14 protein-coding genes are annotated in these 14,296 nt (G+C 74.7%); 7 read left to right on the plus strand and 7 right to left on the minus strand.

All coding sequences use genetic code 11. From position 1 onward, the window contains the following. Window positions 1-30 precede the first annotated feature (30 nt). From ABT299_RS27915 to ABT299_RS27925, 3 genes are all read right to left on the minus strand, one after another. The gene (locus ABT299_RS27915; RefSeq protein WP_500252536.1) at window positions 31-1,233 is read right to left on the minus strand and encodes a ribonuclease D; all 1,203 of its coding nucleotides are present in this window, start codon (window positions 1,231-1,233) and stop codon (window positions 31-33) included. Window positions 1,234-1,720: 487 nt separating this feature from the next. After that, on the minus strand, window positions 1,721-2,287 hold the full coding sequence (locus tag ABT299_RS27920) for a DUF3000 domain-containing protein (RefSeq protein ID WP_190857417.1): 567 nt from the start codon (window positions 2,285-2,287) through the stop codon (window positions 1,721-1,723). A 133-nt stretch (window positions 2,288-2,420) separates the two neighbouring features. Next, the gene (locus ABT299_RS27925; RefSeq protein WP_190857415.1) at window positions 2,421-2,690 is read right to left on the minus strand and encodes a hypothetical protein; all 270 of its coding nucleotides are present in this window, start codon (window positions 2,688-2,690) and stop codon (window positions 2,421-2,423) included. Window positions 2,691-2,930: 240 nt separating this feature from the next. On the opposite strand from ABT299_RS27925, the gene hemE reads away from it, so the two are divergent. Further along, window positions 2,931-3,941: a uroporphyrinogen decarboxylase gene (gene hemE, locus ABT299_RS27930; protein ID WP_387024024.1), complete on the plus strand. Its 1,011-nt coding sequence runs from the start codon at window positions 2,931-2,933 to the stop codon at window positions 3,939-3,941. Window positions 3,942-3,999: 58 nt separating this feature from the next. On the opposite strand, the gene ABT299_RS27935 is transcribed toward hemE, so the two are convergent. Both ABT299_RS27935 and ABT299_RS27940 read right to left on the minus strand, forming a co-directional pair. Beyond that, entirely contained in the window at window positions 4,000-5,052 is a 1,053-nt protein-coding gene (locus ABT299_RS27935) for a DUF4349 domain-containing protein (RefSeq protein ID WP_500252520.1), read from the minus strand. 145 nt (window positions 5,053-5,197) lie between these two features. Next, the gene (locus ABT299_RS27940) at window positions 5,198-6,328 is read right to left on the minus strand and encodes a hypothetical protein (RefSeq protein ID WP_500252521.1); all 1,131 of its coding nucleotides are present in this window, start codon (window positions 6,326-6,328) and stop codon (window positions 5,198-5,200) included. Window positions 6,329-6,443: 115 nt separating this feature from the next. On the opposite strand from ABT299_RS27940, the gene hemG reads away from it, so the two are divergent. The 3 genes from hemG to ABT299_RS27955 all read left to right on the plus strand — a co-directional run bounded on the left by hemG (window position 6,444) and on the right by ABT299_RS27955 (window position 9,271). Continuing rightward, entirely contained in the window at window positions 6,444-7,934 is a 1,491-nt protein-coding gene (gene hemG / locus ABT299_RS27945; protein WP_500252522.1) for a protoporphyrinogen oxidase, read from the plus strand. Further along, on the plus strand, window positions 7,885-8,589 hold the full coding sequence (gene hemQ / locus ABT299_RS27950) for a hydrogen peroxide-dependent heme synthase (protein WP_190857406.1): 705 nt from the start codon (window positions 7,885-7,887) through the stop codon (window positions 8,587-8,589). The genes hemG and hemQ overlap by 50 nt, the downstream gene beginning before the upstream one ends. Before the next feature lie 88 nt (window positions 8,590-8,677). Continuing rightward, the gene (locus tag ABT299_RS27955; protein WP_500252523.1) at window positions 8,678-9,271 is read left to right on the plus strand and encodes a hypothetical protein; all 594 of its coding nucleotides are present in this window, start codon (window positions 8,678-8,680) and stop codon (window positions 9,269-9,271) included. 27 nt (window positions 9,272-9,298) lie between these two features. On the opposite strand, the gene ABT299_RS27960 is transcribed toward ABT299_RS27955, so the two are convergent. Continuing rightward, window positions 9,299-9,991: a TIGR04222 domain-containing membrane protein gene (locus tag ABT299_RS27960; protein ID WP_500252524.1), complete on the minus strand. Its 693-nt coding sequence runs from the start codon at window positions 9,989-9,991 to the stop codon at window positions 9,299-9,301. Beyond that, window positions 9,915-10,316: a peptide-methionine (R)-S-oxide reductase MsrB gene (gene msrB / locus ABT299_RS27965; protein WP_433151264.1), complete on the minus strand. Its 402-nt coding sequence runs from the start codon at window positions 10,314-10,316 to the stop codon at window positions 9,915-9,917. Before msrB ends, ABT299_RS27960 begins: the two co-directional genes overlap by 77 nt. 64 nt (window positions 10,317-10,380) lie before the next feature. Here msrB and ABT299_RS27970 point away from each other — a divergent pair, with 64 nt between their 5' ends. The 3 genes from ABT299_RS27970 to ABT299_RS27980 all read left to right on the plus strand — a co-directional run bounded on the left by ABT299_RS27970 (window position 10,381) and on the right by ABT299_RS27980 (window position 14,274). Continuing rightward, complete coding sequence (locus ABT299_RS27970; protein WP_500252525.1) at window positions 10,381-11,466, plus strand: DNA polymerase domain-containing protein; 1,086 nt, start codon at window positions 10,381-10,383, stop codon at window positions 11,464-11,466. A 73-nt stretch (window positions 11,467-11,539) separates the two neighbouring features. After that, window positions 11,540-12,304 (plus strand): MBL fold metallo-hydrolase, encoded by a 765-nt coding sequence (locus ABT299_RS27975; RefSeq protein ID WP_500252526.1) that lies wholly within the window; start codon window positions 11,540-11,542, stop codon window positions 12,302-12,304. A gap of 44 nt (window positions 12,305-12,348) precedes the next feature. Beyond that, a complete protein-coding gene (locus tag ABT299_RS27980; protein ID WP_500252527.1) occupies window positions 12,349-14,274 on the plus strand; it encodes a sensor histidine kinase in 1,926 nt (641 codons plus the stop codon). Window positions 14,275-14,296 lie beyond the last annotated feature (22 nt).

Below are 14,296 nucleotides of genomic sequence, written 5' to 3' on the forward strand. Positions count from 1 at the left end.
CGCGGTGAACCCGGCCGCGATCCGCCCCGATCACGGCGCGGGGAAGTCGAGCCGGAGGAACGCGCGCGCGATCGGCTGCGCCGTCAGCTCGACCTGCCAGCGGCGCGCGCCCAGCCCGCGCAGCGCGGCGCCGATCGCCGACGCCGACGGCTCCTCCGGCGGCGTCCACGCGAGCCGCCGGACGAAGTCGGGCTGGATCAGGTTCTCCGACGGCATCGAGTGCTCGTCGGCGAGCGCGGCGACGACGGCGCGGGCGGCGGTCAGCCGCTTGGCGGCCTCGGGGTCGCGGTCGGCCCAGCGGTGCGCGGGCGGCGGCCCGTCGCCGGGCAGGTTCGCCTCGGGCAGCTGCCGGTCGGGCACCGCGCGGGCCCGCGACACCGCGCGCAGCCACGCCGACTGGTGCCGGCGGGCGCCGCGCCCCCGCATGGTGGGCAGCGACTGAAGCTCGGCGGGGGTCTTCGGCGGGTTCAGCGCCAGCTCGACGATCGCCGCGTCCTGCAGCACCCGGCCGGGGGACAGGTCCCGCTCGCGCGCGATCTTGTCGCGGGCCTCCCACACCTCGCGGACGGTCGCCAGCGCGCGCCGGTTGCGCACGCGGTGGATGCCGGAGGTGCGGCGCCACGGGTCGGGGCGCGGCGGCTTCGGCGGCGTGGTCAGGATCGCCTCGAACTCCTCCAGCGCCCACTCCAGCTTCCCGGCGTCGCGCAGCTCGGCCTCCAGCGCGTCGCGCAGCTCCACCAGCAGCTCGACGTCCAGCGCCGCGTAGCGCAGCCAGTCCTCGGGGAGGGGGCGGGTGGACCAGTCGGCGGCGGAGTGGCCCTTCTCCAGCAAGAAGCCCAGCACGTTCTCGACCATGGAGCCGAGGCCGACGCGCGGGTAGCCGAGCAGCCGCCCCGCGAGCTCGGTGTCGAACAGCCGCTTCGGGACGAGGCCGACCTCCGCCAGGCACGGCAGGTCCTGGTTGGCGGCGTGCAGCACCATCTCGGTGTCGGCGAGCGCCGCGTCCAGGCCGGTGAGGTCGGGGCAGGCGATCGGGTCGATCAGCGCGGTGCCGGCGCCCGCGCGGCGCAGCTGGATCAGGTAGGCGCGCTGCCCGTACCGGTAGCCGGACGCCCGCTCGGCGTCGACGGCGACCGGGCCGGTGCCCGCGGCGAACGCGGCGATGACGCGTTCCAGCTCGGCGGCGTCGACCACGACCGGGGGGACGCCCTCGCGCGGCTCCAGCAGCAGCACGGCCGGGGGCCGCTCGTCGCCGGCCGCGTCCTCGGCCGCCTTCTCACCGGCGGCCTTCTCACCGGCGCCGTTGCCCGCCGCGGTGGCCACGCCGGCCGCCGTGGCGCCGGCCGCGCCGCCGCCGGGCACCGTCGCGCCGGGCGCGGGACCCGGCGGCACCGCGCCGGGCGCGCCGCCCGTGCCGGTCTGCTCCTCCGCCGTGCCGGGCTCCGCGGGCACCGCCTTGCCCGCCTTCTTCGCGCCCGCCGGCCGTGCGGCGGGCTCCTCGCCACCGGAGTCCCGGTCGGGACCGGTGGCACGCGTTTCGGACACTCCCACTTTTCCCGTGTTCTCCCCCGCCGCCTCGGTTCCGGACGCTGTGCTCACGTCCCCTACCGTACGTCGCTCTCAGGACCTCCCGAGGAGGGACGACCCCCGGTCGCGCCGGCCGGTGCCGCCGGGGCCGGTGCCTCCGCGGAAGGGACGCTCCGCGGCCGGCCCCGCGGGCTCAGGGGCCCGCGCCGCCGGGCCGGTCCGGGAGCGCGGAGACGCCCGCCGGGGGCAGGCCCGCGGTGGTGCACATCACCTCGCACCAGGCCGCGACGTGCCCGGCCAGGTCGTCGCCGGTCGGGGACCAGGAGGCGCGCAGCTCCAGCTCGGTCGTGGACGGCTCGTCGCGCTTGTCGCCGAAGCTCTCCGACACCGCGCGGGTGATCGTCCCGGAGACGCCCGCGTAGCCGGCCGGCTCGAGCGCCTCGAGCAGCCAGTCCCAGGCGACGGAGCCGATCAGCTCGTCGGCGGCGATGTCGGGTTCGAGGTCGGCGCGGATGTAGGCGACGATCCGGAAGCCGTTCGTCCAGCCCTTGGCGCCGTCGGGGTCGTAGAGGACGATCAGCCGGCCCATCGCGACCTCGGTGTCGTCGTCGCGGTAGACCGACCCGGACAGGGCCGCGGCGTACGGGGCCAGGCTCTGCGGGGCGGGCATGTCCTCCAGGTCGAGCTCGGGCCGCGGGCCCGGCCCGTCGAGGATCTCGCGCAGGGTGTCGAGGGCCCGCTGGAAGGCGGGAGGGTTCATGGGCGGACCGGCCTGGGTGCGGGGGCGGGACTCGTGTCGGTGGTGCCGGGACGGGACGCCGCCGCGCGCGACCGGAGGGTACGGAGGGGATGCAGGCACAGCACAGTGGGTTTCGTCTCGGGGGCCGCGGCGTTCAGGCCACGGCCCGCGCGGATGCGGCCGGCGAGGAGCCGGCGCGTCTGGGGCCCGTCCCGCCGGGGGACGCCTGGACCGCCGGGCCCGCGGGGGACGCGGCGGGCCGGCCGGGGGGCGCGTGCGCGGGGTCGGGGGACGTCAGCGGCGGGTCGACCAGGACGGCCGCTCCGCAGTCGACGCAGACCCGCTCGGGGCACTCCGCGCCGTGCCCGTCGGGACACGGCGGCTGCTCGAACTCACGCTCATCACCGCAGGTGGAGCAGTGCAAGGGGGAACCTCCCTCGGCTATGACACGCATCACGTTCGCACGCGCCGGTGACAGAATGCGGGACTTCGCTCGGCGTGTCCGGAACTTCGTGGCTCACCGCCGCCGCCTCGTCGTCACCCCGGTGCGCCGGGAACGCGCTCTCGTGGGACCATTCACAACGTGACCGCTGACGCCGCCCGCCCCAACGACGCCGCCGCGAACCCGTCCGCCGATCCGGGTCCGCTCGCGGAGAGCCCGTTCCTGCTCGCGTGCCGCCGCCGTCCCGTGCCGCGCACCCCGGTGTGGTTCATGCGCCAGGCGGGCCGCGCGCTGCCAGAGTATCTGCGGCTCCGCGAGGGCGTGCCGATGCTGGAGTCGTGCGCCCGCCCGGACATGATCGTGGAGATCACGTTGCAGCCGGTGCGGCGGTACGGCGTGGACGCGGCGATCTTCTTCAGCGACATCGTGGTGCCGCTGAAGGCGATCGGGATCGACCTCGACATCAAGCCCGGCGTCGGCCCGGTGATCGCCGACCCGATCCGGGACGCCGCGGGCCTGGACGCGCTGCGCCCGCTGGAGCCCGATGACGTGCCCTACGTCACCGAGGCCGTCGGGGGGCTGGTCGGGGAGCTCGGGGCCACGCCGCTGATCGGCTTCGCGGGCGGCCCGTTCACGCTGGCGTCCTACCTGATCGAGGGCGGGCCGTCGAAGAACCAGGAGCGCACCAAGGCCATGATGTACGGCGAGCCCGAGCTGTGGGACCGGCTCATGGGCAGGCTCGCCGACCTCACGATCGCGTTCCTGAAGGTGCAGATCGCCGCGGGCGCGAGCGCGATCCAGGTGTTCGACTCCTGGGTCGGCTCGGTCGCGCCGGAGGACTACCGCGCCTCGGTGCTGCCGCACACCAGCCGGATCTTCGCCGAGATCGAGCCGCTCGGCGTGCCGCGCATCCACTTCGGCGTCGGCACCGGCGAGCTGCTCGGCCTGATGGGCGAGGCCGGCGCGGACGTGGTCGGGGTCGACTGGCGCGTCCCGCTGGACGAGGCGGTCCGCCGCGTCGAGCCGGGCAAGGCGCTGCAGGGCAACCTCGACCCGGCGGTGCTGTTCGCGCCGTGGGAGACGGTCGAGCGGCGCGCGCTGGACGTGCTGGCCCGGGGCCGGACGGCCGAGGGCCACGTCTTCAACCTCGGCCACGGCGTGCTGCCGTCGACGGACCCCGACGTGCTGACCCGCCTCGTCGACCTGGTCCACGAGGCGGGCTCCGAGCACTGACCCGCGCCCCCGCCTTTGATTCGGCGGGTGGCGGCTCTCATCCGGCGGGCGGCGCCTCTCAGTCGGCGGGCGGCGTCTCCGGCCGGACCGGCTCGCCGGCGGGGTCATCCGGGCCGCCGGCGCCGCTCGCGCCGCCCGTCCCGACCGCGACGGGCCGCTCCTCGCGGCCTCCGCCGGTGTCCGGTTCCGCCGGCCCGCGGCTCCGGCGCCGGTTCCGGTAGGCCACGATCGGCGCGACGATGATCGCGGCGGCGACCAGGAACGGCAGCAGCCAGCCGAACACGACGGCGACGCCGCCGAGGAATCCGGTGAACGCGTGCCAGCCGTCGCCGAGCGCGCCAACGAACCCGCCTCGGTCGCCGTGGTGCCGCGCGGGCGTCGCCGCCGCCTCCAGCGTGACGGTCACCGTCGCGTACTGCGTGCTCTGGCTCAGCGCCTTCTGGCGGGCCTGCAGCGACTCCAGGTCCGCCTCCCGCGAGGCGATCTCCTGCTCGACGTCGATGATCTCGCCGACCGTCGTGGCCTTGTCGAGCAGCTTGCGGAACGACGCCAGCGCGGCCTTCGCGGACCGCACCCGGCTGTCGACGTCGGCGACCTCGCCGGTCACGTCGTCGGCCTGCTGGGACACCGACAGCTTGGTGCCGAGCCGCCGGGACAGCTGGTCCAGCACGCCGGCGTACCGGTCGGACGGGATCTTCAGCGTGATCGTCGAGCCGGGCGGGTCGCTCGACCCGGACTCGTGCTCGACGTACCCGCCCGCCGCGCTCACCAGCTCCTTGGCCCTGGTCGCGGACGCGTCCACGTCCTTGGCCCGGATCCGCATCGTCGCGGTGTAGACGACGGCGCGGCCCGCCGGCGGCAGCGGCTGCGGCTGCGCCGCCGCGCCCCCGCGCGCGCCGGACCCGGACGTGCCGGACGCCCCCTTCCGCTGGGCTTCGACACCGCCCGGCGTGGCCGCCGGGGCGGGGACGCCGCGCGCCGCGCTCCGCTCCGACGAATCGGACGACGGTCCGCTGCCGCCGCACGCCGCGAGCGTCCCGCCCAGCACCCCGGCCAGCAGAAGGACGATCAGCGCGTACGGGATCTGCCTGACGCTTCTGACGTTCAGCATGAGGTTTGGACGGAGTGGTGCAGATCACCGTTCCGGCGGCCGCGTCGCGATCCGGCCACGGCCGGGGCACACCGGGGTCACGGCCGTCCCCGCGCGGCCGTGCCCCGGCGCATCCGTGCCCTTGCGCATCCGTTCCGGGGGCGCGTCAGCGGTCGGAGAGGACCATCACGCCGGTGTTGACGGTGCCGACGGTGGTGGTCCCGAGCGTCCAGAGGGCGCCGGTGCCGGGGACGACCGCCAGCTGCGTCGCGTTGATGTTGGTCCGGTTCGGGACGGCGCTGGTCGGCACCCGCGACCACGTCCCGCCGCTGTAGTGGAGCAGGCCGGGCTTGGCGGGCTCGTCGAGCGTGTGCCCGAGGGCCCACAGGTCCCCGTCCGCGCCCTTGATGATCCTGGTCAGCCCGTTGAGCCCGGCGGGGACGGCGGCCTTCGACCAGGCCGTTCCGTCCCAGTGCATCAGGACGGGCGTGGCGGGCGACGTGTGGTTGTCGGTGCCGGCGGCCCAGGCGTCGGTGGGGGAGATGGCGACCATGTCGGCGAAGCCGAACCCCACGCCGAGGCCGTCGGTGTTCATGGGGACGCTCTTCCAGGACCGCCCGTCCCAGTGCTGCGCCACGAACGTCGTGCTCCACTCGGAGGTGGTGCCGAGGCGCCAGATGTCATCGTCGGCCCGGATGTAGCCCGTGTCGAGGCTGATCTCCGGGAAGGTGGTGACGTGCGTCCACTTGTCCGTCCAGATGTCGCCGGTCCAGCGGTACACGTCGGTCAGGGTGCTGTACCAGACGCCGGACGCGCCGGCCTGCAGCGTCCCGGCGCCGCCGGCTCCCGGAGGCAGCGGCACCTCGTTGAACGCCGAGCCGCGGAAGTGCCCCAGGTAGGGGGACGTCGTCTTGTCGTCGCCGTACCTGACGCCCTTGATCCACACGTCTTCGGGGGCGACCGCGTCGACGTCCTGGATCGAGGCGTGGTTCGGCAGGTTCAGCAGGTCGTACTCCACCCAGTCGCCGTTCTGCCAGCGGCGCACGACCGGGTTGCCGGGAATCTGCGTGCCCATCCCGGGGATCGGTCCGGGGAGGGTGATCGCCCCCTGGTACCCGGTGATCCAGACGCTGTCGGGCGAGGCGGCGTCGACGTCCGTGATGCCGTTCTCCGGCCAGAAGAAGGGCAGGGACACGGGCTTGAAGTCGCCGCGGGTCGCGGCGGACGCGGGGGCGGTCAGGCCGGCGGCCAGGACCACCGCCGCGGCGGCGGCGAGCGGGACTCTCCAGATCTTCATGCTTGCCAGTATTCACTGGCAAGGTCTGAAGATCTTGTCACTCCCGGATAGAAACCGGCCCGCGCTGCGGGCGCCCCGGTGCGCGGTTCCGCGGGGCGTCTGGAAGGCTGGACGCATGACCCCGTCTCGACCCGCCTCCCACGCCGTCGTGGTCGGCGGCGGCATCGCGGGCCTGACCGCCGCGCGCGCGCTCGCTCACGCCGGCGTCCGCGTGACCGTGCTGGAGGGCTCCCCTCTGATCGGCGGCAAGCTCCGGGTCAGCGACATCGCCGGGATCCCGGTGGACGAGGGCGCCGAGTCCATGCTGGCCCGCCGCCCCGAGGGCCTCGCGCTCGTCCGCGCCCTCGACCGCGGCGACGACCTGGTGAACCCCGGCACGACCTCCTCGGCGATCCTCAGCCGCGGCGCGCTCCGCCCCATCCCGTCCGGGCAGGTGATGGGCGTCCCGTCCGACATGAAGGCGCTCGCCGCCTCGCAGGTGCTGTCCCCGGCCGGGCTGGCCCGCGTCCCGCTCGACCTGGTGATGCCCGAGACCCAGCGCGGCGACGACGTCTCGGTGGCCGACTACATCGGCGCCCGGATGGGCCGCGAGGTCGTCGACCGGCTCGTCGAGCCGCTGCTCGGCGGCGTCTACGCGGGACGCGCCGAACTGCTGTCGTTCGACTCCACGCTGCCCGCCGTGGCCGCCGCCGCGCGCGCCCACCGCTCGCTGATCAACGCCGTCCAGGGCATCCGGGAGACCGCGCCGAAAGACGCCGGTCCGGTGTTCGCCACCCTGACCGGCGGGCTCGGCTCGCTGCCGTCGCTGATCGCCGCCGACGTCGAGGCGGCCGGCGGGACGGTCCGCGTGAACGCCACCGTCCGCGAGCTGCGGCGCCGTCCCGCCGGCTGGCGGCTCACCGTCGGCTCGGCCCGCGACCCCGAACTCCTCGACGCCGACGCCGTCGTGATCGCGGTGCCCGCGGCGCCCGCGTCCCGGCTGCTGGCCGACGAGGTGCCCGCCGCCGGGCGCGCGCTCGCGGGCATCGAGTCCGCGAGCATGGCGATCGTCACCCTCGCCTACCAGGCCACCGCGTTCCCCAAGCCCCTGGACGGCAGCGGATACCTCGTCCCCGGCGTGGAGAGCGACACCGAGGCGGGCGGCCGGGGCGTCAAGGCCGTCACCTACAGCTCGGTAAAATGGCCGCATCTGCGCGACCGCAACCCGGGCCTCATCGCCGTCCGGTGCTCCATCGGGCGGTTCGGCGAGGAGCACGTGCTCCAGAGGCCCGATGAGGAGCTGAAGGCCGCCGCGATGGCGGAACTGGCCGCCACCTCCGGCGTCACTGAGCTGCCCGTCGACAGCCGGGTGACCCGCTGGGGCGGCGGCCTGCCGCAGTACAACGTGGGCCACGCCGACCGCGTGGCCGCGGTCCGCGCCGCGGTCGCCCGCCAACCGGGGCTCGCCGTCGCGGGCGCCGCCTACGACGGCCTGGGGATCCCCGCCTGCATCGCCTCGGCGAACGCGGCGGCCGACCGGGTGCTGGACCATCTGCGCAGTCGAGGAGGAACGAACGATGTCAGGGACGGAGCCGGCGGCCAGGCCGAAGGCGCGCGAACTCAATAACGTCATCCGCTACACCATGTGGTCGGTGTTCCGGGTGCGCGACACCGGCACGCTCGGCGAGCAGGACGCCGCCGAAGTGCGGGACCTACTCGACCAGATGGCCGAGAAGGACGTCACCACCCGCGGCTCCTACGACGTGGCGGGCCTGCGCGCGGACGCCGACTACATGTTCTGGTGGCACGCGCCCAGCTCCGACGACCTCCAGGAGGTCTACACGCGGTTCCGCCGCACCGCCGTCGGCCGCGCCAGCGAGCCGGTGTGGTCGCAGATGGCGCTGCACCGCCCCGCGGAGTTCAACAAGAGCCACATCCCGGCGTTCCTGGCCGACGAGGAGCCGCGCGCGTACGTGTGCGTGTACCCGTTCGTCCGGTCCTATGAGTGGTACCTGCTGCCGGACGAGGAGCGCCGCGCCATGCTCGCCGAGCACGGCAAGATGGCGCGCGACTACCCCGACGTCCGCGCCAACACCGTGTCGGCGTTCGCGCTCGGCGACTACGAGTGGATGCTCGCGTTCGAGGCCGACGAGCTGCACCGCATCGTCGACCTCATGCGGCACCTGCGCGGCGCGCGCGCCCGGCTGCACACCCGGGAGGAGATCCCGTTCTACACCGGCCGCCGCAAGCCCCTGGCCGAACTCATAGCGAACCTCCCGTAACCGGAACATTGGGGATCTTGCCCGACGGGAACGTATAGATCCCAGGATCCGCCCAGAATCCGGACGCAACGCCAGTAAAGTGCCGCCCGTGAACGAGACTCCCGCCGGTGCCTCCCGCGGGCGGCACGCCAAGCCGCCGTCCGAGCTGTCCACCCGCTGGAACCGGATGCTCGCGGCGGCGTCCAGGCGGCGCCGCCTCGTCGCGGTGGGCGCGGGCGGCGCGTCGCTGGCGGTCGTGGCCTCGCTCGCCGCGGTGGCGCTGACCGGCGGCGGCTCCGGCACCGCGCCGAGGGCGGCCGCCGCCGCGCACACGGCCCGGTCCGCACCGTCCTCCGCCGGAGCGACCCTCGCCGCGGTCGGCGACTCCGGCGATCCCGACGAGCTCTCCTCCGAGGCCCTGCCGTACCTGCGGTCCAAGGACCCGGGCGGCGAGATCGTCAAGCACGTCAAGGACGTGCGGCGCAGCGGGACGTTCGTCCGGGTCTACACCGACCTCGGCGAGGACGACGAGAACTCCACGTCCGCCGTCTCCCTCTGCGAGTGGACGGTCGGCTACCTCAAGGACGGCGGCGACGACGAGCCGCGCGTGTTCGTGCACGGCAAGAGCAGCGACAACGGCAGCGTCGTCCTCGCCAACAAGCAGAGCGACTCCGACGACTGCAAGGTCCCCGACACCCCCTAGGCCCGGCTGGGGCCCGTATCGGCCCGGTCAGAGGCCGTACTGGTTGTCCGAGAGGTTGCTGGATTCCAGGTTCTGGTGGCCGTGCCTGCGGCCCTGGTCCAGTTTCAGCGGCTTCGGGTCCCTGGTCAGCAGGATCTCGCGGAGCCTGGCGTCCTCGACGCCGTCCGGGCCCAGGGCGGCGCAGCGTCCCGGGCCGTCCGGCGGGACGTCCTCGACGGCCCGGTTCCGCGCCGCCCGGCCGGCTCGGGTGGGGCGGAGCGCGCCGCGCAGGCCGCCCCGGACCAGTCCCGCCTCCTTGAGCGCCTCCCCGATGGCGCGGACCTCCTCCGACGCGGCGGCCCCCTGGAGGAGGTCCCCCAGCAGGATGCCCGTGCCGGGGACGAGCGCCAGGAGCGCGGCCTGGACCGCGTCGTCCGCCTCCCGGTTCACGGCCTGCACCCGGTGCGTCCCCCGGGACACGCGGACGCGCCGCCCCTCGTGCAGGGCGACCAGGGCCGTCTGGGCGACCCGGACGGCGCCTCCGGTCAGGAACGCGATCTCGTAGGGACCGTGCTCGCTCTCGTACGGACCGTCCTCGCCCATGATGGCCTCCCGCGGGCGCGTCGTCGTCCTTAGGACGCGCGGAGCGTGCCCGCGGTTGCGGTCATTCGGCGGGTTCGAGCGTGAGCGACACCGAGTTGATGCAGTACCGGTCGTCGGTCGGGGTGGCGTAGCCCTCACCGTGGAACACGTGGCCGAGGTGCGAGTCGCAGACGGCGCAGCGCACCTCGGTCCGCACCATGCCGAGCGAGCGGTCCTCGATCAGGGTGACCGCGTCGGAGTCGGACGGCGCGTAGAACGACGGCCAGCCGCAGTGGCTCTCGAACTTGGTCTCCGACCGGAACAGCTCCGTCCCGCAGGCGCGGCAACGGTAGACGCCGACGGTCTTGGTGTCGGTGTACTCGCCGGTGAAGGGCTTCTCGGTGCCCGCCTCGCGGAGCACGTGGAACTCCTCGGGGCTGAGCCGGGCCCGCCACTCTTCCTCGCTCTTGCGGATCTTCTCCATGCTTCGAAGGTACCCGGAGAGGCCGCTCCCGGAGACTGTCGTATCCCTGGGTTAACGTGCAGTCATGGCCTCGCCCTTCATCGAGATCCCGGTAGGGGATCGGCTCGTCAAGGTGACCAATCCCGACAAGGTCTACTTCCCCGAGCACGGCTACACCAAGCGGCAGCTCGTGGAGTACTACATCGCCGTGGGGGAGGGCATCCTGCGGGCCACCCGCGACCGGCCCACCACGCTGGAGCGCTGGCCGGCCGGCGTCTTCGAGGGCGCGAAGATGGCCACCCGGGAGGACTACGCGCGCGGCCAGGCGGGCTTCGGCGCGGGCAGGTCCGACGCGTTCTACCAGAAGCGCGTGCCCAAGGGCGCCCCCGACTGGGTGCGGACGTCCCGGATCGCCTTCCCCAGCGGGCGGTTCGCCGACGAGGTCCGGCCGACCGAGGTCGCGGTGATCGCCTGGGCGGCGAACCTCGGCACGCTGACGTTCCACCCGTGGCCCGTCCGCGACGGCGACGTCGACCACCCGGACGAGCTGCGCATCGACCTCGACCCCCAGCCCGGGACCGACTTCTCCGACGCCGTGCGGGTCGCGCTCGGCCCGGCCCGCGACCTGCTGTCCGAGCTGGGCATGACGGGGTTCGTGAAGACCTCCGGCAAGGGCGGCGTGCACATCTACGTGCGGATCGAGCCGCGCTGGACGTTCACCGAGGTGCGCCGGGCGGCGCTGGCGTTCGGCCGCGAGGTGGAGCGCCGCGTCCCCGACGAGGTCACCACCCGGTGGTGGAAGGAGGAGCGGGGCGAGCAGGTCTTCATCGACTTCAACCAGAACGCCCGCGACCGGACGATCGCGTCGGCCTACAGCGTCCGGCCGGCCCCGCACGCGCCCGTCTCGGTGCCGGTGACCTGGGACGAGCTGGCCGACGTCGACCCGCGCGACTTCACGATCGCCACCATGCCGGAGCGGTTCGCGAAGGTCGGCGACCTGCACGCGTCGATCGACGACGAGGCGTTCTCCCTGGACGGGCTGCTGGAGCTGGCCGACCGCGACGAGCGCGACCACGGCCTCGGCGACATGCCGTACCCGCCCAACTACCCGAAGATGCCGGGCGAGCCGAAGCGGGTGCAGCCCAGCAAGGACACCGGGAACCGGTCCTGACCCGGGAATTCCCGGCGCGCCCGCCGGCTTTCATGATCGGACGCGTGCCGACGACGATCATGAGGTGAGGGCGATGACCGAGTCCCTGACGGTCCGGTATCTGGGCGGGCCGACGGCGGTCCTGGAGACCGGCGGCCTGCGGCTGCTGGTCGACCCGACGTTCGACGCGGCCGGCGAGCATCCGGTCGGCGACCGGGCGCTGACCAAGACGATGGACGCGGTCGCCGGGCCGGACGAGGTCGGCCCGGTCGACGCGGTGCTGCTCTCGCACGACCAGCACCCCGACAACCTGGACGACGGGGGCCGCGCCTACGTGGCGCGGGCGCCGCTGACGCTGTCCACGCAGGCGGCCGCGGACCGGCTCGGCGGCACCGTCCGCGCGCTGCCGACCTGGGGGGACGCCGAGCTGGCGCGCCCCGGCGGGGGAGTCCTGCGGATCACCGCGGTGCCCGCGCTGCACGGTCCGGACGGCACCGAGCACCTGACCGGCCCGGTCACCGGGTTCGTGCTGACCGGCGACGGGCTGCCCACCACCTACGTGAGCGGCGACAACGCGTCCCTGGACGTGGTGCGGGAGATCGCGGCGCGGTTCGCGCCGTTCGACGTGGCGCTGCTGTTCGCCGGGGCCGCCCGCACGCCGCTGCTGGACGGCGAGCTGACGCTGGGCAGCGCCGGGGCGGCCGAGGCCGCCGCGATCCTCGGCGCCCGGCAGGTCGTCCCGCTGCACTTCGAGGGCTGGGCGCACTTCTCGCAGGGGCGCGACACCCTGGCGGCGGCCTTCGCCGGGTTCGCCGGCGGGTTCCACCTGCTCGACCCGGGGCAGCGGGTCACCGTGTAGCGATCAAACCCGGACATTGCCCAAGGTAAGGGTAGATTTCCGCCATGCAGCGTGTGGCGGCCGTCGTCCCGCGTGTGGCGCAGGCCGTCATCGCGATCGTGACGATCGGGTTCTTCTTCGGCGGGTTCGTCGGGATCATGACGTCCGGCATGCCGCCGTCCCGGCGTGTCGTGCCGCTGGTGCTGCTCGCCGCGCTGCTCGCGCTGCACCTGCGCAACTGCGTGCGGCGGCTGGACGGCGGCAGGCCCGCCGGCTGGCGGTGGACGCTGGCCGCGCAGGCCGTCCTGACGTTCGTCCCGATGATCTGGTACTCGTCGACCTGGTACGGGAACGTCGGGTTCCTGTGCGGGGCGGTCCTGCTGCTCGTCCGTCCCGGACGGCTCGCGTGGGCCGGGTTCGGCGCGGTGCTCGCCGCGGACCTGCCGCTGTCGCTGGCCGAGCGCCCCACGGTCGCCGAGGCCCTGTACTTCCTCGTCGGGCAGGCCGCGTTCGTCGGCGTCGCCGTCTACGGCATGGCGCGGCTGGCCGACCTGGTGGCCGCGCTGGAGGAGACCCTCCGGGCGCTGCCCGCGGCGCGGGTCGCCCGGGAGCGGCTGGCGTTCACACGGCGGCTCCAGGAGAACATCGGCGTCGCGCTGGCCGGGACGATCGAGCGGGGCGAGCACGCGCTCACGCTGATCGGGGAGCGACCGGACGAGGCGCGCGACCTGCTGGACGACGGGGTGCGCGGGGCCCGCACGGCCCTCGCCACGACCCGCCGGGTCGCCCACGAGTACCTCGCCCGGCTGGACGCCCCGGCCGAGCCGGCGCGGGCGCGGACCGTCGCCGGGGACCTCACCGCCCGGACGGTCGCGGGGCTGGGCGCCGCGACGCTCGGACTGATGATCGTCCCGTATCCGCTGCGGTTCCTGGCGCGCGGCGGGCACTCCGCATGGTCGGCGGCGCTGTTCGTGCTGCTGCTCGCCGCGTACGCCGCGCTGTACGTGTACGGGTGCCTGCGGGCGTACGGGCGTCCGCTGGGCGCCGTGCGACGGTACGGGGTCCTCGGCGGGCTGGTCGTCCTGACGTTCGCGCCGATGCCGTTCTACGGGCCGACGACCTGGGCCGTCCTGCCGTTCCTGCCGGGCGCGGCGGCGGTGCTGCTGGGGCGCCGGCTGCGGTGGCCGGTCGCCGCCCTGCTGGTGTGCCAGGACGTCCCGTTCGGCATCTGGGGCACCGCGCACTGGGGCACCGCCTACTTCGTCGTCTGGACGGCCGAACGCGCGGCCCTGGTGTACGGCCTGGCGCGGATGGCCGGGTTCACCGCGACGCTGCAGGACGCGCGCGAGGAGATGGCCGCCGCGGCGGTCGCGCAGGAGCGGCTGCGGTTCTCCCGGGACCTGCACGACCTGCTCGGATACAGCCTGTCCACGGTCGTGGTGAAGAACGAGGTGGCCGCCCGCCTCGCGGCCGCCAGGCCGGACGAGGCCCGCCGCCAGCTCGCGGAGGCCCTCGGCATGTCCCGCCTGGCGCTCGCCGACATGACCGGCGTGACCAGCGGCTACCGGGACATGTCGGTCGCGGCGGAGGCGGGGGAGGCGCGGGCGACGCTCGCCGCGGTGGGCATCGAGGTCGCGCACGCGGTGGACGTCGCGGACCTGCCGGCCGACCTCGACACCGTCCTCGCGACCGTCCTGCGCGAGGGGGTCACCAACATCCTGCGGCACAGCCGCGCCACCCGCTGCTCGATCGAGGCGGCCGTCATCGACGGCGTCGCGCGGCTGCGGCTCACCAACGACGGGGTGGACGGGCCGCCCGCCGTCCCCGCGGTGGAACGGGCGGGGCCGGGCGGCATCGGCCTGCCCAGCCTCGGCGAGCGCGTCGCGGCGCGGGGCGGGGTGCTGACGGCGGAGCGGACCGGTGACGGCTTCGTCCTCAGCGTGGAGGCGCCCCTGCCCGTGGAACGCCCGGCCGAGGCCGCGCCCCGCTGAACCCGCCGCGCTCGGGATGCGG

The sequence above is a fragment of the Spirillospora sp. NPDC000708 genome (genome assembly GCF_040299565.1).
Lineage (GTDB): Bacteria > Actinomycetota > Actinomycetes > Streptosporangiales > Streptosporangiaceae > Spirillospora.

Coding starts and splice junctions, on each gene's coding strand:
- ABT299_RS27935 (WP_500252520.1), bottom strand. CDS start 5,052: ATGCTGAACGTCAGAAGCGTCAGGCAGATCCCGTACGCGCTGATCGTC.
- ABT299_RS27975 (WP_500252526.1), top strand. CDS start 11,540: ATGACCGAGTCCCTGACGGTCCGGTATCTGGGCGGGCCGACGGCGGTC.
- ABT299_RS27920 (WP_190857417.1), bottom strand. CDS start 2,287: ATGAACCCTCCCGCCTTCCAGCGGGCCCTCGACACCCTGCGCGAGATC.
- hemG (WP_500252522.1), top strand. CDS start 6,444: ATGACCCCGTCTCGACCCGCCTCCCACGCCGTCGTGGTCGGCGGCGGC.
- ABT299_RS27940 (WP_500252521.1), bottom strand. CDS start 6,328: ATGAAGATCTGGAGAGTCCCGCTCGCCGCCGCCGCGGCGGTGGTCCTG.
- ABT299_RS27980 (WP_500252527.1), top strand. CDS start 12,349: ATGCAGCGTGTGGCGGCCGTCGTCCCGCGTGTGGCGCAGGCCGTCATC.
- hemQ (WP_190857406.1), top strand. CDS start 7,885: ATGTCAGGGACGGAGCCGGCGGCCAGGCCGAAGGCGCGCGAACTCAAT.
- ABT299_RS27970 (WP_500252525.1), top strand. CDS start 10,381: ATGGCCTCGCCCTTCATCGAGATCCCGGTAGGGGATCGGCTCGTCAAG.
- msrB (WP_433151264.1), bottom strand. CDS start 10,316: ATGGAGAAGATCCGCAAGAGCGAGGAAGAGTGGCGGGCCCGGCTCAGC.